Origin of the sequence: Microcystis sp. M083S1 (genome assembly GCF_020246405.1) — a bacterium.
GTDB classification, from domain to species: domain Bacteria; phylum Cyanobacteriota; class Cyanobacteriia; order Cyanobacteriales; family Microcystaceae; genus Microcystis; species Microcystis aeruginosa_C.
Map to the genome: position 1 here is coordinate 19,419 of NZ_JADBTB010000052.1, position 26,162 is coordinate 45,580.

23 protein-coding genes are annotated in these 26,162 nt (G+C 39.8%); 6 read left to right on the forward strand and 17 right to left on the reverse strand.

Translation table 11 applies throughout. The features are described from left to right. The 4 genes from IM450_RS04545 to IM450_RS04560 all read right to left on the reverse strand — a co-directional run bounded on the left by IM450_RS04545 (position 1) and on the right by IM450_RS04560 (position 2,792). The gene (locus IM450_RS04545) at positions 1-915 is read right to left on the reverse strand and encodes a hypothetical protein (protein ID WP_287665696.1); all 915 of its coding nucleotides are present in this window, start codon (positions 913-915) and stop codon (positions 1-3) included. Further along, complete coding sequence (locus tag IM450_RS04550; RefSeq protein WP_287665698.1) at positions 902-1,747, reverse strand: hypothetical protein; 846 nt, start codon at positions 1,745-1,747, stop codon at positions 902-904. Before IM450_RS04550 ends, IM450_RS04545 begins: the two co-directional genes overlap by 14 nt. 19 nt (positions 1,748-1,766) lie before the next feature. Beyond that, complete coding sequence (locus IM450_RS04555) at positions 1,767-2,540, reverse strand: hypothetical protein (RefSeq protein WP_287665700.1); 774 nt, start codon at positions 2,538-2,540, stop codon at positions 1,767-1,769. 114 nt (positions 2,541-2,654) lie between these two features. After that, complete coding sequence (locus IM450_RS04560; RefSeq protein ID WP_287665703.1) at positions 2,655-2,792, reverse strand: hypothetical protein; 138 nt, start codon at positions 2,790-2,792, stop codon at positions 2,655-2,657. Between the two features lie 68 nt (positions 2,793-2,860). On the opposite strand from IM450_RS04560, the gene IM450_RS04565 reads away from it, so the two are divergent. The 5 genes from IM450_RS04565 to IM450_RS04585 all read left to right on the forward strand — a co-directional run bounded on the left by IM450_RS04565 (position 2,861) and on the right by IM450_RS04585 (position 6,531). Continuing rightward, complete coding sequence (locus IM450_RS04565; RefSeq protein WP_012266779.1) at positions 2,861-3,568, forward strand: sigma factor; 708 nt, start codon at positions 2,861-2,863, stop codon at positions 3,566-3,568. An 18-nt stretch (positions 3,569-3,586) separates the two neighbouring features. Then, complete coding sequence (locus IM450_RS04570) at positions 3,587-4,498, forward strand: DUF1822 family protein (RefSeq protein WP_287665706.1); 912 nt, start codon at positions 3,587-3,589, stop codon at positions 4,496-4,498. A 261-nt stretch (positions 4,499-4,759) separates the two neighbouring features. Beyond that, on the forward strand, positions 4,760-5,551 hold the full coding sequence (locus IM450_RS04575) for a hypothetical protein (RefSeq protein WP_287665709.1): 792 nt from the start codon (positions 4,760-4,762) through the stop codon (positions 5,549-5,551). A gap of 51 nt (positions 5,552-5,602) precedes the next feature. Next, a complete protein-coding gene (locus IM450_RS04580; protein ID WP_287665712.1) occupies positions 5,603-6,064 on the forward strand; it encodes a DUF6932 family protein in 462 nt (153 codons plus the stop codon). Next, positions 6,055-6,531 (forward strand): hypothetical protein, encoded by a 477-nt coding sequence (locus IM450_RS04585; RefSeq protein ID WP_012266783.1) that lies wholly within the window; start codon positions 6,055-6,057, stop codon positions 6,529-6,531. Before IM450_RS04580 ends, IM450_RS04585 begins: the two co-directional genes overlap by 10 nt. Before the next feature lie 5 nt (positions 6,532-6,536). On the opposite strand, the gene IM450_RS04590 is transcribed toward IM450_RS04585, so the two are convergent. From IM450_RS04590 to IM450_RS04645, 12 genes are all read right to left on the reverse strand, one after another. Continuing rightward, entirely contained in the window at positions 6,537-8,567 is a 2,031-nt protein-coding gene (locus IM450_RS04590) for a trypsin-like peptidase domain-containing protein (protein ID WP_287665715.1), read from the reverse strand. Positions 8,568-8,901: 334 nt separating this feature from the next. Continuing rightward, on the reverse strand, positions 8,902-11,019 hold the full coding sequence (locus IM450_RS04595; protein ID WP_287665718.1) for a protein kinase domain-containing protein: 2,118 nt from the start codon (positions 11,017-11,019) through the stop codon (positions 8,902-8,904). Positions 11,020-11,045: 26 nt separating this feature from the next. Further along, positions 11,046-12,026 (reverse strand): hypothetical protein, encoded by a 981-nt coding sequence (locus IM450_RS04600; protein WP_149978947.1) that lies wholly within the window; start codon positions 12,024-12,026, stop codon positions 11,046-11,048. 31 nt (positions 12,027-12,057) lie between these two features. Beyond that, positions 12,058-13,881 carry a protein phosphatase 2C domain-containing protein gene (locus tag IM450_RS04605; RefSeq protein WP_287665725.1) on the reverse strand — a complete coding sequence of 608 codons (1,824 nt, stop codon included), beginning with the start codon at positions 13,879-13,881 and terminating at the stop codon, positions 12,058-12,060. Positions 13,882-13,945: 64 nt separating this feature from the next. Then, complete coding sequence (locus IM450_RS04610) at positions 13,946-14,509, reverse strand: FHA domain-containing protein (RefSeq protein ID WP_012266788.1); 564 nt, start codon at positions 14,507-14,509, stop codon at positions 13,946-13,948. Positions 14,510-14,597: 88 nt separating this feature from the next. Next, positions 14,598-15,980: a vWA domain-containing protein gene (locus tag IM450_RS04615; protein ID WP_271950186.1), complete on the reverse strand. Its 1,383-nt coding sequence runs from the start codon at positions 15,978-15,980 to the stop codon at positions 14,598-14,600. A gap of 23 nt (positions 15,981-16,003) precedes the next feature. After that, on the reverse strand, positions 16,004-16,396 hold the full coding sequence (locus IM450_RS04620) for a hypothetical protein (RefSeq protein WP_287665730.1): 393 nt from the start codon (positions 16,394-16,396) through the stop codon (positions 16,004-16,006). 19 nt (positions 16,397-16,415) lie between these two features. Beyond that, positions 16,416-18,590 carry a VWA domain-containing protein gene (locus IM450_RS04625; protein WP_287665732.1) on the reverse strand — a complete coding sequence of 725 codons (2,175 nt, stop codon included), beginning with the start codon at positions 18,588-18,590 and terminating at the stop codon, positions 16,416-16,418. A gap of 151 nt (positions 18,591-18,741) precedes the next feature. Further along, complete coding sequence (locus IM450_RS04630) at positions 18,742-20,895, reverse strand: dynamin family protein (protein WP_287665734.1); 2,154 nt, start codon at positions 20,893-20,895, stop codon at positions 18,742-18,744. A gap of 888 nt (positions 20,896-21,783) precedes the next feature. Next, positions 21,784-22,278: an ureidoglycolate lyase gene (locus IM450_RS04635; RefSeq protein WP_287665736.1), complete on the reverse strand. Its 495-nt coding sequence runs from the start codon at positions 22,276-22,278 to the stop codon at positions 21,784-21,786. A 5-nt stretch (positions 22,279-22,283) separates the two neighbouring features. Further along, positions 22,284-23,741 carry an efflux RND transporter periplasmic adaptor subunit gene (locus IM450_RS04640; RefSeq protein WP_287665739.1) on the reverse strand — a complete coding sequence of 486 codons (1,458 nt, stop codon included), beginning with the start codon at positions 23,739-23,741 and terminating at the stop codon, positions 22,284-22,286. A 112-nt stretch (positions 23,742-23,853) separates the two neighbouring features. Beyond that, complete coding sequence (locus tag IM450_RS04645; RefSeq protein WP_002801328.1) at positions 23,854-24,456, reverse strand: GUN4 domain-containing protein; 603 nt, start codon at positions 24,454-24,456, stop codon at positions 23,854-23,856. A gap of 83 nt (positions 24,457-24,539) precedes the next feature. Between IM450_RS04645 and IM450_RS04650 the strand changes: the two genes are divergently transcribed. After that, a complete protein-coding gene (locus IM450_RS04650; protein WP_002801327.1) occupies positions 24,540-25,520 on the forward strand; it encodes an aspartate carbamoyltransferase catalytic subunit in 981 nt (326 codons plus the stop codon). A gap of 23 nt (positions 25,521-25,543) precedes the next feature. Here the strand turns inward: IM450_RS04650 and IM450_RS04655 are convergent, their stop codons facing one another. Continuing rightward, on the reverse strand, positions 25,544-25,822 hold the full coding sequence (locus IM450_RS04655; protein ID WP_287665745.1) for a hypothetical protein: 279 nt from the start codon (positions 25,820-25,822) through the stop codon (positions 25,544-25,546). Between the last annotated feature and the right edge of the window lie 340 nt (positions 25,823-26,162).

The window sequence follows — 26,162 nt, forward strand, 5'->3', positions numbered from 1 at the left end:
TTAATCCTTATCTAATTCTTTGTGATGTTGACCGGTACAAAGCCAGTAAATCGGGGAAACTAAACCAAAGGGTCGCCACCGTCTCGGATCGCGGATAATAGAAGTTGTTCCTTGGCGATCGCGTTGTTTTTCGATCGAGTTGGGTTCGGGATAATTTGTTCCCAACGTACCAAAGGCAGAAGTGGCAAAATAGTCCACTTCACCTCCTCCCCTATCTACCCAGTTTTCTAATTTATTTTGCATCAGAGGAAAGCGTCTTTGTGTCAATTTTCTCGGTTCATGACGACTCACCCACAGTTGACTCAGTTCGCACTTACTAACCGCAAAAGCAACGCGGCGCTGTTTGGGATTAATATCCACCCTGTCTAGGGCTGCTAAAAACTTTTCTAGTCCAATAGCATAGTCTTTATCTTTGCGGTGAGAGGTTCCATCCACTAACAATAAAAGACCTGTAGCCACCACACAGTCTTCGAGATAGTCAACTAAGCGCGGATCGCCGGTTTTGTTAATGAGATCCCGAAGAAACTCGCCGGAATAATCTTTACAGTTAACATTGAGACGTATTGCGCTAGAAGATAGGCCTCTTTGCAGATTTTTCAAAGAAAATTGTTCTTTGAGAACAATACTTAATCCATAATCTTTGACTTCATCAACGGTGGCTTCTAGGGGAGTTGGTTCTAATTCTAGTCCCTGTTCCAAGATGTTCTGTGCCATGTTCATCAGTTGTGCGCTGGCTTCTTGGTTCCCCACTGGAGTCACCGATTGAACTGGACTATCGGCCTTAGCATTGGGCCAATAGGCGAGGGAAGCCATATAGGCGGTTTTACCAGCACTGCGATCGCCAATAACCCGTATTTCGGCATTGGCATCTTTTAATTCAGGAGCTTTTGGTTTTAACCAGTCAAACCCTTTCATTTTTGGCTCCTTGATTTGGTTTTTTACTGAGCCAATAGAGAGGTTCAATTAGATTATAAGGTTGCCATGAGTTTGGTTGTCTAATCACCGAAGCCGGTTCTTCTCCTTTCATCCGATCTTCTCGGTTAGGACGGGGATTATCTCTGCCTAAAACGCCAAAGGTAGAAAGGGCAAAAAAACGCAGATTCTGGGGAATAACTTTTGCTCGCAAGGTTTTAGTAGTTTCTCGTAAATGGACAGCGAACAAATCAATTTCTGGGTCAAGCCTACCGGGCCAAATTTCTCCTCTTTCGCATTTACTCATAACTATTGCTAACTTCAAATTCTGAGAACGACCCCGCTCATCCATTAATTTAAGGAATTGTTTCATGATTCTGTTATAAAAGTTATCAGTTCCGGGTTCCCATCCTGTTAGCATAATTAGACAGCCGATGACATCGGTAAAACATTCATTAATAAAATCTTCATGGATAGGCTTTCTTGCACTGGGACTGGCAATTGCCTCAAAGACTTCTCCGGGATAATCTCTAGCGGTTAATTGAAAAGTCTCCGTGGAACTATACCAATAGGGTTTGGCTGTGATACCAAAGGAATAAAACGGTAAGTCATCTACTGACTCAATCTCTTGTCCGATGACAGTTCTATCTAGATCGGCCGCCTGTTTGAGAATATTTTCAGCTTTTTCTGCAAGTATTCTTGTGGCGGGATTTTGAGGATTGACAGTAAATAGTTTTTTGCCTTGTTTGTGTTCTTTGAAGTAGGATAAAGCCGCTAAATAGGTGGTTTTTCCTGCTGCTGTCGGTCCAATTACAACAATATTTCCACTGGTCATTTTTACTCCTATTTTAACTTTATTTTGCGAGATGACTGCCCAAATAAATCCAAGGGAGTTCTAATAATTTTCGATTATATATGCTCGTAATGAAACATCTAATTGTTAACCCTTGAATACTACGGTTAAGTTGATTGATTTGAGGGTGAATCGGTCGAAAATAACGCTGAAAGACATAGTTATCTCTCTCTTGCCATGTTATGGGTTGGAAATCAGGATTAAAAGCGAGTTTTCTGGCTTCTTCTTCGAGATCGATTGGGAGTAAATCGGCTTTATTTAAACAGAGGAGAAGATGTCGAATTTTCGGACAATCTTGCTGGAAAAATTCAAGCCAACGGTCAAAACGATTACACCATTGTTGTCTGGTGATAAAGTCAGCTAGGTTTACTTGGCTGGTCGGTTTAATGATGTCCCGATAGGGCGGTAAAATCAACATAATTCCTTCAGCTTTTCTGATCGTTTCGAGAAATCTTTGCCACTCATCAGGTTGATTTTTTTGCCAGTATTGTCGCCAGATTTCACCGGGGGTGTCCAACCAATCCAAGGCAATCATTTTCTCCCCTGTGGGAAGGGTGACATTAACTTCTATGTACTGCTCATTAATTCCTTCGGGGGCGATACTACCAGTTGCTTTTGGAGAGCCAAGTTCTAGATCTAAAAAGAGTCCTCTAAGAAACTGATAATCGGGATAAGTAACTTTGACATAATTTCCCTTGGGGTTAGCTAATTCCAAGACTAGGTGAGTTTTACCTGTTTCGCGATCGCCAATATAAATAACTCCCAAGCACTCCACCTCCTGATCAATGAGTCCTGATTGATAGCAACCAAACAGCGATCGTGTTTAGTTTCGGTTTTACATTACTTTCTCGTAGGGATGGCTGCTTTTTATGCAAAATTTATGATTATCTTAACATAAATTTACATTCTCGATAGTACCCCGCGCCACATCCACTCTGGCTGCGATACCGAAGGCAGTCTGGGAGCGAGATCGCAATTCCCTCGACAATTCCTCACAAAAAAGAATTTTAATTATCGGTTTTTGCATAAAATGCCAGTAACCTGACGAGTAGATAAAAGGGGTAGTGATCTAGAAAATGCAAGGAGAGTTCTCTGATGAGTAACCCAGACAGCAAACTTAAGCTTCTTGAAGAAATGGCACTTTTGGCTAAAAGCTCCCCTGCAAACAGCAAGGAGAGACAAAAATGGCTAACAAAACTAACCAATGAGATTCAAAACTCTAATAAAGTGTACTGTAAAAATATCTATAATTTTCCTAAGTCTGTCTATCAGGATATTTTTCACGAAGCTCTACAGCAGACTTTTTTAGAGATTTTTGAAAAAATTGACCTGTACGACCCAAGTAAAGGTAATGTCTTGGCATGGGTAAGTTTTTTGCTCGATAAGCGGTTTATCGATGCTGTCAGGGAACATTTAAAACTGCGACATAGACAAGATAACGGCAAGCGAATCAGAATTTATGAGCAATCTTTGGATGTTCCTCTCCAGTCGGAGCAATCAAGCTGGAACCATGCCCCAGATACTTCCTTGCTTGATATAATCGAGCAAACTGAATCTCTCTCCCCCCAAAAAGATTGGGAGAGATTATGGGATTTTATCCAAAAAGATCCTAGAGATTGTTTTCGGCAGACTCACATAGAAAAGCATCCGGAGGCGAATTTTCAAGCAATCTGTATAAGGCGATTTAATGGACAATCTTGGAAGGAAATGTCAACAGAATGGGGAATCTCCCTAGCAACTTTAAGCAGCTTTTATCAACGCAGCGTTGATAAATTACAACCAATTTTTCAAGAATATCTTTAGAAATAGGAGACAAAAACCATGATGCCACTAGCTGAACGTTTAACTTTTACAGTTCCCCTGAGCGGTGCTGATTTTAAATTAGCTCAAAAGTTTAGTTGCGAGCAGAAAGATGCTGATAAAAGTAAACAGGTTTTTCTAAATACTTTAGCCGTGCTTGCTGTTAACTTTTACTGCCAGTGTTTGAAAGTAGAAACCAATTTAGAGGAAAGCATTATTGGGCATTATGATCGGCGAATTTTAATGGATAGTGCTGATTTAAAGATCGATGTTCTCGGTAAATTAGAATGTCGTCCGGTTTTGCCAAATGAAAATATCTGTTATGTCCCGTCCGAGGTATGGTCAGATCGAGTGGGTTATGTTGTGGTAGAAATTGATGAAGAAGCGAAGAAAGCTATTTTATTTGGATTTGTCGAGCAGATAGAAACTAATGAATTACCATTAGCTCAATTACCAGATATTGACAATTTAGTTGATTTACTTCTTCTGGCTAAAAACAAACAATTTTTCGAAAGAATTTTTGCCAAGAATTATTGGAATGAGGATGAATCAGCAGAAATTTTAAAAGATAAACAGAAAAAGCTTGTTCGTAGAGATAGTCCTGCTCTACCTACAATCGATAAATCTATTACCTCTCCTCTCTATAGAGCTAAATACATTACTCTGATAAGACGGACATTTATTCTATTGGTTAGGATAACCCCTACAAAAGAGGGAAAGTTTCAACTTCTCGTGGAGGTTGAATCATCTAAAAAAATTCCATCTGATTTGAATTTGAAGCTATTATCTTTATCCGACCAAACTTTGAAGGCAAATCCGACAAAAGGAGATCATTACATCTCTTTAAAATACACCCTTCAATTGGGAGAGAGTTTTCAAATACAAGTGAAGCGAGGAGAGGAAATTCACACAGAACAATTTTCTTTTGACTAAACCCTATTTGAACGGGATAATTTATCTAAATTTCTAATTAAAGTTTAGATAAAATGTTCAAAATTTGATCTTATATCTCTTCTAAAGTAAGCTATGCCAAACCAAAAAAATTTATCGGATATTCGCAATTATAGTCATTTCAATTAAGATTGAGAATATCAATCCCAGAGTTCATAAGGCTTTTGTCGGTTTAGACTGTATCAGACTTATCTGAAATGACTATATCTCTACGATCAAGCTGAAGTGAGATGGTGGTACAGCTTGTGGTTATCTTTATGCGCTCAAGTTTTAGCATTAATTGCGACAGTCAACAATAAATTGTGGCTTTTAGCTATTGCCGGTTTTCTTGCCTTAATCACTCCAATAGCAGTAGCATGGTTGCGAGAATGGGCTAATAACTTGACACAAAAAGCTGATAAATGTAGAAGAATGATTTTATATGCTGATAGTTTAGGAGAAGATATTCCCAGCCATCAGTTAGCTATGGTTAGCGCTTGGACAACAGGAATTAAATTGCAACAAGCTCCTTTTACTTCTCCTTATTATTCATCTTCTCTATCTAATAGTCCACAAAGATTAATGGATATTACAACAGAATCTGCTTACTTTACTGAGTTTTTAGCGGCAAAAGCGGTCAATTATTTACTGGTATTTTTAGTTATTTCAATTTTAATTTTATCAGGAATTATTTATTTTGCAGACTTCGCAACCTCTACGGCTACAATTAGCCAAGAAAATCAAGATATGAGTGGTGTAAAGTGGGCAGTTAAGGCAGCATTAACAGCTATTTCTTTTATTCTATCTGGGGATATATTACTGCTTTGGAAAAAGTATTCAGATCTGAAATTATCTGCTCAAAGTACTTTTCAAAAATGCGCCGATCTTCGTTACGATAAATCCTTATCTATTTCTAAAGCTATGCAGGTTGTTGAGGACTATCATCTAGCGTTGATTCAGAGTCCACCGATTCCTCTAAAACTTTACCTAACTTACAGAGATCCCTTAAACCAATCTTATCAAGATAGTCATTCAATTAGTTCTAATCAACCCTAATTTTTCTTGGGCAATGCCCAGCTTGCTCACAAATTATCTAATATTAAAAACATGGGAATTCCTCCTTTTAATCAGCGCGGCTTTTTGCCGCCGGGAGAACATAAATTAGATAGCTGGGAAGAGCTTGTAGAAAGATTTGGAACCACTCGAAGAAGACAACGTCTTCTAGTCGGACTAAAAAGAGTATTGCTAAATCTTCAACAAGCAGGTTGCCAAAAAGTCTATCTTGATGGTAGTTTTGTGACTAAAAAGGGAAAACCCAATGATTATGATGGTTTTTGGGAAAGTGAGAAAGTAAATCCAGAAAAGCTTGATAGTATCCTGCTGGATAATTCCTTAGAAGGATGTCGAGAGCAAAAGAAAAAGTATGGAGGAGAATTATTAACCGCAGATACGAGAGCCGTAAATGGTCAAACGATTTATGGTTATTATACAATAGATGTAGAAAGAGGAATTACTAAAGGTATTGTTTGCGTTGAGTTACAGTTAGTGGATTTACAGCTATGGTTTTGAACGAAAAGGGATATGAACTTAGAAAAGCTCAAGCTCAAGAGTTTGAGAAAGCAATAGTAGAATTTTCTGACTATGCAATTCAACATCCTGAAATCGATTCAAGAATCTTGAAAGCAAGGGAAAATTCTTTACGGACTTTGTTAGCGAGAATCAACACAGAACTGGCAGAATATGAAGACAAACAGCTAGAAAGTTTAGCTTTGGCTGCTAAAAATTATCCAAAAATTAGTCAGCAAAGATATAAAAGCTTAACTAAATTAACTAATAAAATTCAAGAATCTAATCAAGTACAAAATCAAAATATATATAGTTCTTCCCTGGATATTTCTGGAATAGCATGGCAGCAAACCTTGAAGCAAGTATTTGACAAAATCGACCAATATAATCCTAATAAAGAAACGGTATCGCAGTGGTTTTTATCGCTGTTCAAGCTTCAATATCGTAAGCTGGAAAAAGAGTCTTTATAGGTTTATTATTCATACTGACAAGACTCAGTATATAAATCTGCAAACTTTGATTCTTTTATGTTATTTATCGATGTGTCCTGGAGATTTTTAAGCTTTTTTACCTCTAAAAGAGTATTTTCAGGAATACCAATTCCCAAATTCTGATTAGGCAAATTAGAACTACCTAAATCAATTCCAATTAAGCAGCCATATTGATTGATGATAGAATTTCCTTCCGCTTTTGGTTTAATTGTACCATCGAAGCTGTTATAGAAAAATTTATAAGTTTGATTTTGTTGCATTGGACTTAGATCGGTAATTTTACCATCAATTAAATTGAGATTTGAATGAGAGTCTTCTGGAGACTGTCGAGCGGCCATATAAACTTTTTCTTCTAATGCAGCCTTAGCTTTGCTCAGTTGAGCGATTTTGTATGTTTTATTGCTGTTAAAAGTCATTATAGCTAAGTGCTGACTCACCTCTGTAATAGGTCTGTAGTTTCTGAACTCTTTTGGTCCTTGATTAGTTGATATAACAATTTGACGATTTTCTCTGTTTTCTAATGATTTTGCGTTGGTTAGAATATAATAAGTTGTATCTTGTTGAGAATGAGATTTGTCTGCTTTCTTGTCATAAGCAAAAATAATACCCGCAAAAAAACTAGATCTATTTGTTTTGGGGTCATAAACCTTAATAGTTACTGTACTTTCTTGTAATACATTTTCTACTTCAGCTTTTGACGGAGGAAATATTTTATTAATCTGTCCAGGAAGATTAATCAATCTATTCTTGCTCAAAGTAGAAATTATCGGGACAGAACCTAGACCTATCAATAAACAAGACAAAAAACCTAAGCCACCTATCAATATAGTCTTTTTGAAGCGAGATTCTTTATTATTAGGCCATGTCCAAGGAGTTTTGTTGAGATTTTGTAAAAGAGCAACGACTGAAGCAGAACTTCGCCATTCATTGCTATATTCTATTTCCAAATGTTCTTGAGCTTCTTTGACAGCTAAAGGTAAAAAGTTACAACGAACTAATTTGAGCAAAAAGTTAGTCAAAAATTCTGGAGAAAAAGAATCGAATATAGTCTCTCTCATGGCAATGACTTGAGGAATTTCAGAAGATTTTATTAACTCCTTTGCTAAGGGGAGAGAATTACAATAGTTTAAAATAACAAGTTTTAAAGTTTTTATTTGGCTGACACGATAACAGAATTGTTTAAACGTCAGAAATTCTGTATCACTAATCCATATCTTTTGTTCTGAATTATCATTTGATCCATGGCCAAGCAAGTAAATAATATCAAATTTATGTTGAGATTCTGGATCGAGCCAATGAGTTAGATCAGTCCCTGTAGTCTCTGTAGAAGGGTACAATCTTAAATCAAGTTCAAGAACAGGGCATATTGAAGTAAACTTTTGCAATGCTGCTGTATCTTTTTTGGGGTCTAAATTCCTTGTATTCCCGAAGATAACCAAAACTTCTAGTGACTTATTAGGTAGTTGAACGTAAGCTGCTTGAGAAATTTTTCTTTGATTTTTTATGGCAAATACCAGGGGAATTTTTTGATAATTTGGGTCTTTCATTAATTCCCAATTATGCCAAAATAGTTGAGATATAAATTTATCTTCACTTTGTATAACAAAGACGACGCTACAATTATCACCTGTTAGAAATTTCTCAAGTTTACTGACAAAGTTTTTCTCAATTTTGGCTCGAAAAGAAATATCTCTTAACCATTCATCTAACTTTTTATCTAAATTTTCCAAAGCAGAATTTAGTTCTTTTATCCAACTATCTCGTGCCGTATTAGATCTCAAATTTTCAACATCTCTATTGTATATTTCTTTCCACACTTCATATTGATTATTAAGGTCTGAATGATCGCCTAGATCATCTTTACAGGTTTGACCAAGAAAAAAATTATAAAATAGTTGAATACTCCAATCAAACATTACCGCTCGCAATGGATTAGTTGATAAATATTTTATTTGTAGAGAACATTGAATTTTATCATTGCTCGGTTCTAAATTGAGAATAACGTATTTAATCATGGTTCAAATTAACTAGCTAAACTCGAAAACTACTAACATAAAAAAACAACAACCTAGAAATCCCTACGTCAATGCTTTTGGCAAAATCCTGTCAGGAAAAACTAAAAATCCCAAATAAACAGGATAATAGATAATCTCCTTCAGCTTACTAAGCTGAAAATCAGGCACAGAAGTAGGCCAATTTCCTGAAAATGAGCTACGAATAACAATCAACGAAGTCGTGGCGGTTAGGGAAGTAGAAAAATAGCTCTTGGGAGGAAACTGTAAAACAGTTTTTTTGCGACTATAGCAGGTTAACTTCGTCAAAGCAAGTCAATTTTACATTTCTTAGCCTTTAAACGTCAGCCTCTGTTAAAGCTTGAGCGAGCATTCTGGATAGATGGGATTTATCTTGTTGATTGTAGAGAGTAATGGCTTGACGATAGTAGGATAAGAGTTCGCGGGCATATTGGATTTGTCCATCGGCAGTTTTTAGATTAAGTAATACCCAGCCTAAATTGTGGTAGGCTTCAGGGTAGTCAGGTTTGAGTTGAATCGCCTGCTCCAGATGAGTTTTCGCTTGTTTCCATTGTCCCAATTGAGCGAGTAATGTTCCTAGTCGATAGGCAATAAAAGGCTCCTCACCATTGTTCTGTAGGTAAGCTTGATAAATTTGAAGGGCTTCCGAGGGATTGTTGAGATGCTCATGACTAATAGCCGTATTGATAAGCACCCAGGGGGCTGCGTTGGGGTGACGACTAGCTTGTTGAAAGCAAGGAAGAGCCTGACTCCATAACCCTTGTTGAGCTTGTTTCCAACCTTTGAAACCCCAAGCAAAGGGATGGTCTTGAATTTGAGTCAGACAGTCTTGAATGCGCCGGTCTAAATCTTGGCTTTGTTGGCTAGTGGTGGCTTTGTCAAGAGCGGCAAGCAGGTAGGGATAAACCCAATATTGAATTTGTTGATTCTTTTGGGAGGGGTTTTGTTTGGATTTAGTAATTGCTTTACTAGCAGCACCAATAGTGGCTTTAAATTGATTTTGATTGAAGGTAATCCAAGCTTGAATTCCGAGAGCAAAGAGATTGTTACTATCAAGTTTTAGGGCTGTGTTGATAGCGGATTCCGCTTCTTGCCAATGACCAATTTTACCGAATGACCAGGCTAAATTCACTTGTATCCAAAGAGCTTGAGGTGAAAGTTTAGCCCCTTTTTGTAGTTGTTGTACGGCGGATTCCCAGTTATTTTGATGGCAATATACCAAGCCTAAAACTCCGTACCCTCTACCATCATTAGGGTTTAGTTGAATTGCTTTTTGGGCAGCAATTTCAGCTTGAGTATCATTAAGATGGATTTGCAATAACGCTTGTTCAACAGCAGCTGCACCATTATTGGGTTCGTTGCTTAAACATTTCTCGTAACTTTGAACTGCTTCGACAAGTTTTCCTTGTTTAACTAACTCTCTTGCTTTTTTTTGTAAAGGAGAAACAAATTGACCTTTGAGCGCATCAATCAGTTCGTCAGCAGTTTGGAAACGATCCTCAACATTAATTCTCATTCCAGTTAGGATAACAGTTTCCATTAAATTAGAAATATCTGGATTGAGTTGTCGGGGTGGAATGAGAGGATCTGATGAACGTTGCTGCAATAATGCACTAGCTCTATCCGGTGCTTCAATTGGTAATTGTCCGGTTAAAAGTTCATAGATTGAAGCACAAAAAGCATAAAAATCCGTGGCAGGAAAACGTTTACTCCTTTGACTATATTGTTCATAAGGAGCATAACCCGGGGTTAAGGTTCTGGTCATGTCTCCTGTTTGACCGGCGATAAATTCTCTCGCCGCACCAAAGTCAATTAAAATCGCTTTATCTTGAGGATCAATTAAAATATTGTCAGGTTTAATATCCCGGTGTAAAAAATTATTATTGTGGACGGTTTTTAAGGCATCAGCAATTTGCATAAAATAGCGTTTAACTCGCTCTTCAGTTAGCTTTTTTTCTTGGGTCAGGATTTTAAAAAGAGATTTTCCCGCAATAAATTCCATGACAATATAAACTGTATCGTTTTCGTCAAACCAATCATAAATTTTAGGGATATTGGCATGATGACATTTTTGTTGATGGCTGGCTTCTAGCTTAAATTTACTGGTTTGTTGTCGTTTTATTTGAGGAGAAATAGAGGCAGGCCAAATAACTTGATTCCCTTGTCTAGCGGATTTTTCTGGCCAAAGTTCTTTGATAGCCACAGGAGCATTATTCGCTCGATAAATTCCTTTATAGGTAATGCCAAATCCCCCTTCACCCAAAACTTGTTCGATCTGATATTGTCCCTGTTTGAGTAAAGTTCCGATGCTGAGATGATGGAGTGATGTGGTAGTTTTGTTAGGGGATACAGGGGTGAGATTAAAACCACAACTAATACATTGTTGTGTTCCATCGGGATTATCAGTTAGACAGCTTGGACAGAGGATAGACATATTTTTATTGTCTTTGAGACTTATAATTATTGTTGGTTAGGGAAGTTACTCTCATCATTTTCTCTTGCTTCTCTATTTTGAGATTTTTGTTCATCTTCTGGTTGTATACCATGTAAATAATGATCGACTTTATCAACGATAATCTCTCCTTTTTCAAATTTAAAAAGAATTGAACTAGAACTTTTTGACCAAATAGTCTCAAAGTGTTCCGAAATTTCTTTGATAATATCAATATGTAAAATCTCAAAGGCAGGATATTCAAAACCTGCCGAATTTAAACAGTAAATCCAGATCAGTTCTAATTGTTTGCTTGAAAAATAACAAAAGGGTGAGAAAACATCTTTGTGCAGACGAACTTCTAGAGAACCTTGCAATACTTTCCCTGGCAATTCTCTAGATAGCTCCTTTAATAAAGGTGAGAGATTGTTGACTAGGTTTTGTCTATCTCTGTTAAATTTAACATTATTCAAACAATCTAAAAGTAGGGAGTCTGGATGGAGAGTGAGAATTTTAAATTGACAATTATTTTGTAATTTTTCGACAATTACTTTTTTGCCAATCTCATCATCATTCAGAATTCTCACGGTTTCTGATAAGCAAAGCATTTTTATTTGCTCATGGGCATCAAGTTGTCTTAAATTACTTCTAACCATTTCTCTATGAATAGCTACTTTAGGATGAACTGCTTTTAGATATTTAGTAGCTTCGCTCGACTGAAATATTGTTTGTATCTCTTCCAGCATCTCGTTGCGAAAGGCTAATTCAATAGATGATAAAGTAAATGCTAAAACAAAAATAGAAGCATAAAATTCAACACATATAGGGGATATCACACAAGCCCAACTGTTATCCTTGCCACTTTTTTCACACTCTTTATTAAGAATCACCATATCTATTAGCAATAAAATAACAGCGATTGTAGATAGAGAAATGATCAAATTTCTAACTTTTTTACCCAGAGGATAAAAATATTTTAACACTGAAACATTCAAGTTTTTTTGAGACATATTTACACCTCATTGATTGATTAAATATTGTTTAGTTGCCAGAAGTCATAAAACATTGCATAGCTAAAAGCGTTGCATTATCGGTTGCTCCTTGATTAATAACTCTTTGAATGGTTTGATCAACTGCCATTTGTAAAGATTTAAATTGACTAAAAATTTCCGCCAGTTCCTGAGTCGGTACTAAATCCCAAACCCCGTCAGAACAGAGAAGTAAAATATCTTCATTTTCTAAAGTCATTGATAAATTGCTATTGGTGCGACTTAAATTCTGCACATAGCCTTCACTTAAATGTTTTTTTGAACCGATAGATTTGAGTAAGACATTTCGATCTGGATGGGTTAAACTTTCCTCTTCTGTTATTTCACCGTTAGCCACTAACATAGCTACCAGTGAATGATCTTCACTTAGTTGTTTAATTTTTCCTTGTCGTATTAAATAAATTCGACTATCTCCCACATGGGCTATCATTAAGCTATCATTGATCGCTAATACAGCACTTAAAGTTGTTCCGCCATTACGAACAGTATCAGCAATAGATATGTTGGCTTTTTGAAATAAATTAAGTAGCCATTTATTACGCTGTTCTCCTGTTTTAAATTCTGGAGGAAGGGAGTCTTGTAATATAGTTTTAACAGCAATTTGACTAGCTACTTCTCCTTGGGCCATTCCTCCCATACCGTCAGCTACAACGCCTAAAATAAGGGTTTCTGAATTACTGAGGTGTTGTTGTCTTACACCGTAGTTATCTTCATTCTGTAAGCGTTCTGTTGAAAGTCCAACGGTTGAATAACTGGCAATATTCCACTGCACTTTCAGACTTCGTAGTGAATGGCGAGTTTCGATTAATAAGCTGAGAAATTGAGCCAGGGGAAAGCGTTCTTCTGGAAGAGAGGACAAGGCAATTTTCAGCAGTTGATAAAGACGCGGAATCGGAGCAATTTCTAAACTAATAATCTGGTCAGATTGAGGTAATTTTTTATGGGTAGTTTGATACAATAAAGCGGCGATAGTATAACTGCTCATTGATTCATTGATCGAGCGACTTGCCGCAAGTTCAGGAGCGCAATAATCTCCGATAACACCAGAAGTTAGGCTTTCTTCAATTGAGTAAGCGCAGGTTAAGTCAAAGATTTTGAGGGGTTTGTCTATTTCTATAAACTGGGGAAGCAGGTTGATTAAATACCAGTTTTGTTTAGCTATATAAGAAAATAACTGACAAATTTGAATCACTAACGTTAGTGCTTCTTCTTGAGAATGTTCTTCTTTTAGCCAAGCTTCTAAAGTCAAGTTTTCTTGAGGAAATCGCGTTAACAGAAGAAGTTTTTCTGGTTTCGTCTCGTTTTCGACTGCTGTTTCTGGGTAGTATTCTTCTTCTAAATAGTCTGTTTCTGCGGACTGATTTTCTCCAGAATCATCATCTTTTGTTGAAGTAATATTGACAAATTCAGAATCTTCCGAGACTATTTGTTCAGTGGCAATATCTTCATTTTGTTTTTCATCTACCTCCTGGGATTTTTCCTTGATTGATAGGGGATTAATAATAGCTGAATCTACTTGAATATCAGCGATAAGTGGAGCGATTAAGCTGTAGTTTTGAAGAATTTTTCTCAGTTGCAGTTCCCGATCGAGACTACTATTAAGAGAGCCGACACGCAAAAGTCCCAATTGAGAAGATGTTTCGCCCTTTTCCCCATCGAGATCGGCAATGGGTTGAAACTTGACTTTGAAGTAATAAACATCTGCGGTTAATAACCCTAGATAGGCGATAATTTCTATCTGATAATCTGCCATAGAAAAAGATTCTTTTTCTTGAATAAGCAGGGGGGAGAAGTTTTCTGTCGATGGTGAAGTCATGAGAGGCAGCCATTAAAACTTTAGTCGAACACAATCGGGGTGGGGCTAACCACCCCAAGAAATGTTAAGGAGTTTGGAAAAGAAAGCGAATTTTAGCGATCGCAATCTCATCACCAGAACTGAGAGGGGTCGGAGCAGTTATTCTGGCGTTAAAGCGAGTTTGACCGATGGGTTTAATAAAAACCCCATTCAGAGAACCGAGGTCTTTAATTTTCCAAGTTCCTCCATCGGGATAAATTTCCGCATGGTTGCGGGAAACGGTTTCGTTATCGGGGAATTTTTCTAAGTCCACATCCACAGGTCCGGTGTCCGAGTCAAAGATGCCAATCAAGGTAAAACCATCAATGAAAAATTCAGCAACCGGGGCGTTAGGGTGCTTGGCAATCAGTCGGGCCGTTGTTGTTATTGCCGGAGTAATCGGTTGGGGCAGCGGTTCTGGTGTGAGTGTTATCGTCTCGGCAATCGGTTGGGGAATTGGCATGGGTGTGGGTTCTGGGATGGGATCGGGGATGACAGGTGTGGGAGGTGTAGGTGGTGTCGATGGGGTCAATTCTGCACCACAAGCATCACAGTATTCTGCTCCCTGGGGGTTTTGATCGTAGCCACAAACTTTGCAAACAATAGCCATTGGTTTTTCTCCTTTTTGAGGGATATAAGAGGAATTAATTAGATTGAAATTAATCTTACTGTTGCCTGACTCGGTGCCAGAAGTCTGCTCAAGTACCGGTTAGTTTCCGAATAGTTTCTTCCGAGAGATCGTCGTTGAGGTCATCGCCCATCTTGACAGTTTTTCCTCTCGATCCCATTTTCACGGTTTTGCGGGTTCCAGAGGAAATCTGACGAGTTTTTCGCAATTCTTCAATCCCTTCATTGAGAGATTCGAGCATAGCATCATTGCCAATTTGAACTGTGATACGACGGGCAGTTTCCAGGAGTTTTTCAGCTTGTTGGGGGTTACTCTCTGCCATGCGGGTTGCGTCGTCAACTAATTGGGAAATATTGCGTTGTTGAACGTATCCCATAACTTCTTGATCGACCTGCGCTGTCCCCCCCTGTCCAGGCACAAACTGGACAACAACGTTCTGCGGTAGTAATTCCCCCCGTCGGTTTAAGCCAGGAATGTCATAAGTCAAGCCCAGTTGAGCCAGACGAATTTTTGAACTAGGACGACTATCGATAGCAAATTCTAAGATAAATATGGTTTCATCCTTTGCTTTGGCGGCACCAATGGGATAGGGAGCTTGATTTAAGGAAAATTCTGCCAAATCGGGATAAACACGGGTAAGGCGCAGCAGTTTGACTCCCTGAACAGTTTTTAAGCTCAGGACAAGATTGTTAATTACTTCTTGCTGGGCTTGCTGATAGTCTGCCAGTAGAAGGTTAGGAAGATCGGTAATAGAAACATCGTTACCACTAGCCGTTCCTGGAACAATGTGACGGCAATGCCCTCCCGTCTTGCCGCTTATGTCTGTGAGCAAGTTTTCGTTAAACTCGCCCACACCCAGGGCCGTAATCGAAATCCCTTGACTGGCAAATTGTTGGGCTAAGTTTTGGCAATCATCTTCATCAAAGGTGTCGCCATCGGTAAAAATCATGGTATGGCGGCTAGTCATGCTTTGATTAGCTAGGAGAGCAAGGGCTTGATTAATGCCTCTCCCCATACAAGTTCCACCGCTAAAATTTCGCAGTTTTGCGATCGCATCTTCCAGTTGACGGGTTTGGGTAACTGGTGTTAAGCCAATCAGAGTAGAGGCTTGATCGTCAAATTGGATCAGAGCAATCCGATCTTCCGGGGTGAAGCGTCCTGAATTAATCAGGGTGCGAAGCGACTCAATAACCATGTCGATTTTGGCAATGCCGCCCACCACTCTCGTGTATTCCTTCCCATCTTGTCTATAGATTTCGCCAGTGGGTTGAAAATCGCCAGCCACAATTTCGTACATCGAGCCACTGGTGTCAATTAGAAAGACAAAGGTAGTAGAAGGACGGGTTTGAGCAACTTCTTGGGTTGGTCGCAACTTCAGCATAATAAACAGTCGCTGATCTGGAGTATCGGCCGGTAAAAATTCTCGATGGGGGGTAATAGATACGTTAAGCATTAAAATTTCCTTCAGAGAATAGGTTAAGTGTTGAAAATGTCTTCTAAAGGGGGAAACATTCCCTCCATGGGTTCTATAGCCCCTAAATCGGGGGTAAAAAGAGGGGGTAACTCTTGATTTCCTTCGTCTTGGATGTTTTCAAGGTTCGACTCGCTCAGTAGGGGTAAATCTAGGGTCAGGACAGTTTCTCGATAGCCTTCTCGGATATCTTCGACCCAAGCGGCGATAATTTGATTGAGACGGTGATCGTTGATAGAGCATGAGCTTCTTGCTTGAAAATGTTTTCGGATTGCTTGGCGAATTTCCTTGGTGAAGATAGTTTCAGGATTATTTTCCTGATCGGCGGTTATATCTAGAGGATAATCATATCTTTCTGGCGAATTTTTCAGGTTAAGAAAGAATTTATAGACTACCATTTGGGCAACCAAAATAAGATTAATGAGTTGATATTATTCGATTGGACGGTTCGGGCGATGTTTTTACCTCCAGCGTAATCTGTCCAAATTTCCGGCGATCACCATCCTTTAATTGATGCTCTAGTTTTTTCATCCCCTTGGCCTGTCCATAGGACGAGTTATACTGCATGATAATGTTTTCCCCTTTTTGAAAAACCTGAGCCGTGATCGGGGCATAACCCTGTTTTTTGGGTAAGTAAATATTGGCTTCCGAGGAACTGCCCAAAATGATCGGGCGAGAGCCTAGTAAAAATTCTCGTTGTTCCGTAGGACTCCAATGCACGATCAGTTTAGCTTGTCGAGTCAGCAGTTCCAAAAGAGCGATCATCATGCCAATACAAAAACCCAAAATCGCTGAACCCGCTAAACGTCCGGCGATCTCATTACTCGCTCCAGCTTGCAAAACAAAACCCATTCCTCCCATCGCGCCACCGAGAAACCCGCCCAATACCGCCCTGCCGATTTTCAGATTGGGGACAAAACGAGCCATGCCGCCGCCAAGCATTGTCCCTAAAATCGTCCAACCCAGAAGTGGCCCCCCTGGGGCAAGGGTGGGAATGCTTTGAATGAGAAAACGAGAGACAAGGAGTCCTGAGCTACCGGCAACCAATCCAGCAACGATTCCCCCCACTGTACCGATGCTTGTCTCGCCCAGGGAAAGAAGGCGGCGACGACGTTGATAGAGGTTCTGCCCGACAATTAACGCTAAAGAAGCACCCACAGACAGGATAGCCGTCCAGCCACCCGTCCGCAAGGCATCATAGATAAATCTAAATTGAGGGGTTTGCAGTTGATTTTTAGGAAGAGATTGGCTCAGTAAAGTGTATAAAATTCCTTGATTTTGCTTTTGTTCTCCGATCAGCTGCGAATCATAGATGAGTTTTGCCGCAGATTGAAAGGCTTGGTCAAATTCTCCGGAATTAGCATAGAAGACTTTTTTATCTTCTCCCGTCAGTTGAGTCAGAAAGTTTTGATCGGCATCTCCTGTTCCGACGGCAATAATATTGATTTTTTGGCTCAGAGCAGTTTGACCGATGTTTAGGGTCGCCTCTACAATCGGTTGGCGATCTTCTTCTTTCAGGGTTGTTTCAGCGATGGCTTTACCGATGGTGGGGAGTACACTTTCAAATCCTTGTCGTCCTGCGGCGGTTTCACCGAGTAAGAAGGTTTCTCCAGGTGCGGAGAGTTGCAGTTGTTCAAAAGTAGCGCGATCATCAGGTTGAATGACTAAGTGCAGTTGAGCAATTTGATTTTCCTTTAAAACATTAGTGGTTGCTTCTAAAGAAGGAATTTCTCGATCGGGTATTAAAGGAGGAGCATCAGTAATCAGCAGTATGACTTTGGTTGCATGGGAACGGAAAGGCTGACGGGCAGCTAATGCCAGAGCATCTAAGCTACTTTCTGGCGGATCATTGCCGTTAACCTGTTGAATGCTGCCGACTTGCTCACTAAAGCGATCGCTATCAGGGGTAAATACAGAACCATCAAAATTGAGAATTTGCGGCTCTTCGCCAAATAAGCGATCGCCAAAAGCGATTAGGCCTATTTGAGCATCAAGTTTCCGTTTTTTGAGTTCTTGGGCAAAGTTTTGGATGCCTTGTTGTACTCCGGCGATCTCCTCATTCATACTGCTAGTAACGTCGAGAACAATCATAATATCAATTTGTTCTGGAGAAGGAGCCGGGGCGGGTTGTCCATCTGTAAACAGCAAGATATGACGATCGGAGCTGCTAGACTCTAGTTGCTCAATCGCCGTTGCCAGTCCTAAATCCATTCTTGTCCCCCCACCATCAGATAAATTGTCAATGGCTTGATTGAGGGTGGCTAAATCGGAGGTTAGTCCTGTGCCAATTTGAACCTGACTGCCGAAACCAACCACCGCAAAGCGATTAACCGACCGATCCTGTCGCTCGATAAAGGCTTTTGCGGCATTTTTCGCCTCTTGTAATTTATTGTCATCGTTCATGCTGCCGGAGGTATCAATCAACATTACGACAGATTGAGGATTCTGTTCGACAATTGGCGGACGTTCAGTCACCGTGAGAAAAACCTCTCCTAGCGCGATCGCCGCTACCAGACATCCTCCCGCACCACATAATCCAAAAATTAGGAGTTTTCTGAGATTTCGCCTGATCTGGCCGAATAAGTTCTGCATTTTAATTTCGGGGGACTACATTATCTATTCGCCAGAAGACCTGTGATTTATGCCAAAGCTGTCACAAAAGTACACAAAAAAAGGCATTGCTGAATAAACAGTCAATTAGCGAGTAAATTGTTCAACCTCTACAGGTATTTGTGTTCCTAAACTACCCAGTAATTGAGCTTTTTAAAGTAATCAGTTTTTCGTAACTATTGGTAATCGTAGTTTGCTTAGTAACTTCAGAAGCAATAGCCTCATCAAGTTCGGTAGTTTGGGCAATTTGACTGGATATTTTACCTTGGCAATCTTTAAATAGTTCCAGTAACTTTTCTTCCAAATATTCTGCATGATTTTTCAGGCTATAGCAAATATTTGGGTTCAACTCTTTGATAGTTTCTCTAATGTATTCTTCCAGTTTATCTTTATACATTTTTAGGGCTTGATCTAAACGCTCAGAAAATGTCTGACCACTACAGTCTTTGAGATTCTCTCCAATCTCATGAAGCTTGTCTCCATACTGAGAAAATAAAGCGTCAGACAGACCACTTAATCTCATTAAAATATCCCGTTCACAAAGGCTATCTTCTAGTTTTTTAGACACTTCTTCGGGTAAATAACTTAGGTTGATGGTTTGTAAATCACTGAGAAGTGTACTTAATCGCTCGGTAAAAGCAATATAGACTACCGACATTAATCTTTTTTTCATCAATGAATTCAGTTCTATTTTTTTCTTCATAAAATCGGGAAATTTATACATCTGTTCCTTATTGATATCTTCTCCTGTGTACAGATAATTTTTAAGTTCTTTTTCATCTATTTGTACTATTTTTTGATGCAATTCTTGGATTATTTCATTCGTATCAGACTCCTGCCAAAATTGACCATCTTCGTGCGTGCGAATTTGTTTGGCAAATTCTTCAACTTTTTTCTTCAACTGATCTATAAACAACTGAGATTGTGAAATAACAGCATCCCATTTTTCCCTCTCTTGAGGATTGGAGATTTGACCATATTGATGATAGGGTTCTTTCAACAATCGCTCTAATTTACAGATAATCTCCAAAAGTTCTTTTCTCGCATCTGCAATAAACTCATCTTTTGCCTCTTTATTCAAATATTTATATAGAGATTCAAGGAATTGAGAAAAGGGAACAATATCCGGATGATTAAGGAGCAAGTCTTTAGCTTGATCCTTAGAAGGCTCGTTTTCTAAGCCAATTGTTTTTATCAAAGTTTCAAGATGTCCTGGTAATTTTTTACTTTGGTCAATTGTTCCTTGAGCAATTGTCTTTAACAATAAATAGTTAAGGGCAGAAGTCTGAAAATTTCGCTCTTTCTTAATGATAAAATTATAGTCGCCAACCCGTTGATTAAAGCTATTAATAGCTTCTTTTTTTTGAGTCTTATTCGGTATATCCCATTGATTAATCACCCAAAATGCCCTTTGAATAATCGTTGGATTCTTCTTATTGATTTCAGCTAAAAATTCTATTTCTTCCCCTTGAAGAACTTTGAAAGGGTTGATACAAACGACAAAAGCTTTTGCTTTTTCTTTGATGTAGTCTTGAGTAAATTCTTTATGGCGTTTATTGTCCACCCCTAGTCCTGGTAAATCAACCAATACAATGCCGTCCGCAATATTCAAATTTTCTACAAACACTTCAATTTTATCAACATAAATTGCTCCTTCATAGCCTTCTACATAGTTGCCAAGTTCTGATAGTTGAATTTCTTTTCTTCCTTGATAATTGGAATTTGGATTTGTCAAATTTCTTACAAGCAATCTACTTTTGCCTAAAGCTTGTTGATCGATAGAACTTCCAGTTTCTGTTTCATATTGTTTAATGGCTTCCTCAATGCTTTGAAAGTGTCTTCCCAGAGGTTCATGAGATTCCCTTGACAGATTTTGACCAATTTTGTGAGCAATTTCAGTTATAAAACTATCGTAAAGTATCCTTTGCGCTTTGTCATCCATAAAGTAAATAAACGCTTGATCTTTTTCTCCTTTTTTAACAATAGTGGGAAATGCAGTGGTTGATTTATTGGCTTCAGGGAGAATTTCTCGTCCTAAAATTCCATTAATTATTGTTGATTTTCCCGCCGAATAAGAACCGAGAAAAGCGACATGAAATTCTGTTTGTTTCAACTTACTAATCCAGTCTTTTCGTTTTTCAATTGAGGATTTCTCCGTGTCTTTAATAGGTAGATAAGGAAAAACACTCTCATAAATAGTGAAGTACTCCTGAAACTGTTGAATAGTGGATTGAATTTTTTGAGAATTATCCGGAATTTGTTGTGAGTGGTTATTCTGCATGATCATAATGTCAGTCCTCGAAATGATTAATTATTGTCTTGGAGTCATCAAAACTGTGGTATTGAGATACAAAGTTTATCCGATAGATGAGGTAGGTTTTTGCGACTGAAATCCTTACTTCGGCAAGGTTTAATCTATACTTCACCTTTACGAGAAACGCTGTAAACTTCACTCAGTGAGATCTCTGTCACCAGACATCCTGCTGCGCCAAATAATCCAAAGATTAGCGGTTTTTTGCGGTTTCGCCTTAGCTGTCTCAATAAGTTCTGCGGCTCGACTGAGCTTGCCGAACGTCATTTTGGTTTTGGAGGTGTATATTATATTTTCGTTAGAAGACCTGTGATTTATGCAGAAGTGTTAAAAATTCCGATAGGAATAACTTATCAGTCATTCTGACTTTTCCCGTTATCTTTTTAGTTGAGCGATCCTTTGATTTCCCCCTATCTCGAAGTCCTCTTCTCTCGTCGCTTATTGTCATTAAGACTAGCTTATTGAAAATTGTGGGGAGCTTGAAACCCTTATTATAGTCATTTCAATTAAGATTGAGAATATCAATCCCAGAGTTCCTAAGGATTTTGTCGGTCTAGACTGTATCATACTTATCTGAAATGACTATATGTCATCGTTTTCAGACTTAGCGGAAAAAGTAAGATCGGTCATTGACTTGGCATCGACAAATAGTGCCAATTCAAAGTAGTATCTGGAATTTTCTAGTTAACCTTTTAGGGGGTATCATTGCTTACACTTATCATCCTATTAAGCCTTCTCTGGATTTAGAGGCAAAAAGCTTACCTGCTCTACCTTCTGCCCTTTTTTAACTTTATCAAACTCACATTTTCCCCCTGTCAGCTTTCGCCGATATTCAGCACAACCTAGGTAAAAAAATTAATTTTTTCAATCAACAATCTCGAATTCTATTGACTGCTCTTGGGCAAAATTATAGGTAAAATGATCGATAATATTAGTATCGCTCAATTCAAGATTATAAAAATCGATCACTGGTTGATCAAAAAGTGGGCCAGCGTGCCAAGTTCCCACCTCTAATTTAATAAAACAGTCCCCGGGGATGCGAAAAACCTTTAATTTTTCTAAATCCGGTTGAGGATAAGGACTAGGGGGGACCACTCCTAAAAACCACTCTTGTCCCCCCAAAGAACCAAGACATTGGGTACATTGACTATGACGAGTAATTCGCTTAAATTTACGTCCGCGAGTCTGTAAACGCATAATATAAAAACGTGGCACACCGTTTTTTAAATGCAGTTGTGCATCGCTTTCATCAAACAGTTTCCCGTCATGGCTAGGGGTTATTAATTGACCGTAGGGACGGAAACTCTCGGCTGTAATTAGTTGCGCTGACAGGGGACGAACGGTAATCGAATTACTCATAAAAATTACTGCTGACTAACAGTTATAGCTGTACCATCTCGGAGAGAAAGAATATTATTAATAGCAATTCTTTCCCCGGCATTTACTCCAGAAATAACCTGATAAGCTTGCCCTTGAATTGTGCCGACTTGAATTGGTTTTTGTCTAACCACTAAACGCTCCTTGGCATTTTCTTGACCTTCTTTAGCCTTTTCTTTTTCGGCCACAAAAACAAAATTTTGCGCCCCGATGCTAGTCACTGCCGTGGTGGGAACTAATACCCCCGGTTTTTGATCCCAAATTAACCGCGCCCGCACATATTGGTTATTGCGAAGACTGCCATCATTAGTAAAGGCAAATTTGACTAAAACCGATTGGGTAGCTTGGGAAACGGTGGGAGAAATAAAAGTTACTTGACCGCGAACCCCCGCGCTGCCATCGGGATTAATAATTTCCACAGGCAACCCGACGCGCAGACGCGGTTGTAATTCCACGGGAATCTGCACATTTAGTTCCAAAGTTTTATTATTAGTCAACGAGGTTAATTCTTCACCCAGGGAGATAATATCGCCGACTTTTCTTTGATTAAAATCGCCGACAAAACCATCAATCGGGGCGGTAATGGTGTTAAAAACTAAATTCTGACGCGTCGCCCCTAATTGCCCCTCGGCGCTGGCTACCGCCGCTTGACGACTGTTCACTGTTGCCGCTGCCGCCGCCACCTGTTGCCGTGAGGCTAATTCGTTTTGAATGGCGATATTTAATGCTTCTTTGTTTGCCTGTAGGGTAGCTCTAGCCGCCGTCACCTGTTGACGGGCCGCATCACGATTTTTAGACCGGGCCTCTACTTCCGCCCTGGCGGCCTGAATGTCGCGGCGGCGATCATCTAAGTCCTGTTGGGGCTGTGCGCCTTGTTTAACCAGAAATTCGGCTCTTGTTAGGTTTTTTTCCGCTAAATCTAAATTAGCTCTCGCTCTCTGTAAATCGGCTTCGGCGGCGCTCAAGGTGGCGATCTGACTTTTAACATTGGCTTCGGCATTGGCCACATTTGCCCGATTCTGGGCAATTTGGGCTTTATTTGCCCTCGCTTGTGCTTGTCTTTGCCTTAAATCCGCCTCAGAAGCATTGAGGTTCGCTTTGGCCGAATTTACCTGGCCGATACTGGCGTTTACCTGTTGCTGTTGTTGTTCGGGATCCAATTCGGCGATTTTTTGTCCCTGAGTTACCTGATCGCCAGATTTAACGAAAATAGACCGAATTCGACCGGTAATCTGAGGGGAGACGCTAACACGCTCTTGGGCGATCAAAGTACCCACAAATTCGCTACTTTGCACTAATTTGTCGGTGCCGAGGGTTTGCAGTTTGACGGGAACAGCCGCCGGTCCAGTGGCCTGGGGGGTTTGGGGGGCGCAACCAGCGACAATTAGGGAAACGGCGATCGACGAACCGATCGCTCTCGATACGTTAACGGATCGTTTAATCATTGTTAAATTTACGGGTTTTTAGCGGAAAAAGTGCTAGGAAATCGGAAAAGGAAGAGGAAGATGAGGAGAGAAGCTTTTCCTTAAATTTTATTCTACAGAATTGATCGCGTGATCACTGTTTGCTTTGCCCTAAGCTAACAATATTACAGGTAACTAATCTTTGGGCGAGGGTGGTGTATTCTAGGCGACCACCGGCGATCTGATATTCGTCCCGGGGCGCCGGCAGATGACCGACGGGAGCATTGAGGGTATAGTTAAGATTTTCTTTAAAAATAATCCAATCACCACCTTTACGCCAACCGATGCGATCGCCAAAAGTTTGAAAATTTTCGATCGCCACTAAGCGCCCCGGTCGATTACCCGTCTCGATAAAAATGCGAAATTGGGTACTGAAACTAAAACGACCCCCGGAAGCTTCTTTCCAGAGTTGATCCATCTTTTGCAGATCCCAACAGGCCAATTTTTGCAGGTCTTCCATGGTAAACCAGCCCTGTAATTCCCGTCCGGTTGCTTTCAGGATTAAATTACGGGTTTCATCGTTAGCTTGTCGCCAATTTTGTTGAGCGAGGAAATTTTGCAGGCGAGTGTAATTAATGCCCGTGGTCGGTGATACCATTTCCCCAGAGGTGGCAGTCTGGGCAACGATCGCCGGCAAGGGATTGAGAAATAAAGCGATCGCGAGAGTGACCTGACACAAGGAAAAATTAATTCTCATAAACCCTATTTATTAACTTGATGCAAAGAAATCCTACAATAGCATAGACGAAATTTGCCGTTTTTACCGCCTCCTCAACTCCTATGGCTTTCACTTGGATCCGACATCACATTTTGGGATTGCAAGACTGGCAACCGGAAGAATACCAAACCCTGCTACAAACGGCCTCTAGTTTTCGTGAAGTTCTTTCCCGACGCACCAAGAAAGTGCCGGCCCTACAGGGACAAGTGGTGACGAATCTTTTTTTTGAACCTTCCACCCGCACCCGTAGTAGTTTTGAACTAGCGGCGAAACGTCTTTCGGCCGATGTTCTCAATTTTGCCCCGGGTAGTTCCAGTTTGACTAAGGGGGAAACGATTCTCGATACCGCTTTAACCTATGTGGCCATGGGTACGGATATCTTTGTCATCCGACATCAACAGTCGGGGGTTCCCGATTTAATTGCCGCAGAAATGGATCGTTTACAGTCGGGGGTCAGTATTCTTAATGCTGGGGACGGTCAACACGAACACCCCTCCCAGGGACTTTTAGACCTGTTTACGATCTGTTGTCTGTTAGATCAGGAAAATCCCCGTTTAGAACTGTTAGAGGGTAAAAAAATCGCTATTGTCGGGGATATACTCCATTCTCGTGTCGCTCGTTCCAATATCTGGAGTTTAACCACGGCTGGGGCGGAAGTACATTTGTCCGCACCCCCTACCCTGCTGCCGAAATATTTTGGGGAATTGTGCGATCGCCTATTTCTCCACTGGGATTTAGAACCAGCTTTAGAAAAGGCCGATTTTGTGATGACCCTGCGACTGCAAAAAGAACGCATGACTGCCAATCTTTTGCCCAGTTTACGCGAATATCATCAAAGTTTTGGCATTACTCGTCCTCGTTTGCAATCCTGTCAACCGGGGGTGAAGGTACTTCATCCGGGTCCTGTGAATCGGGGAGTGGAAATTAGTTCCGATTTAATGGATGATCCCGATTTTAGTCTGATTTCCCAACAAGTTACCAGTGGTGTCGCTGTCAGAATGGCTTTATTATACCTCATTGGTAATCTTCGCGGCGACCGGTAAAAGCTTCTCAGGGATTTGCTCTTTTAGTCTGGTTTCATTGAAACAATCCTAAAGTTTCTATCAAGGTAAATATCATACTTTCTTCCTCCCTCACACACAGCTTCTGCTTCAAACTGGTTAGTCTCAACATCAAATTTCATCGCTTTAGGATTTCTACAGCCCTGTTTTAGCAAAGCATCGGTCAACCGTGATTTTTCTTCCGGGGTCAAAGCCCGGTAATCACTACTATTAGCTTGACCCCCATAGATTGACATTCCTATAATGCTAAGAGATAGTAAGCTTATGATCGATTTGGTCTTCATTTTTTCAACTTCCTGAATACAATAAAAACATCATTCTAAGAGTTTTAATCCCTAAGTTTTCGCTAATTAGTTCGGCACGATTACCGATCAACTTTATGTTAGGAGAAGCATACTTGGATGGCAATAAGTATAAATACTCAAGCTACCCAGAGGGCTTTTCTAGGAACTGCGACCGATACCGAATTCCGTTCTTTTTAAACAGCAATTCTCAGTTTTAGACACAGCAAGCCTTTTAGGGATTTAAAGAACATTTTAAAGGGGGATTTTTGGGGCAACTTTGGGTGTACTATCACGTCAAAAGCCTGAAGACTCGTGAAATGAAATTCGCCATCCCATTGAA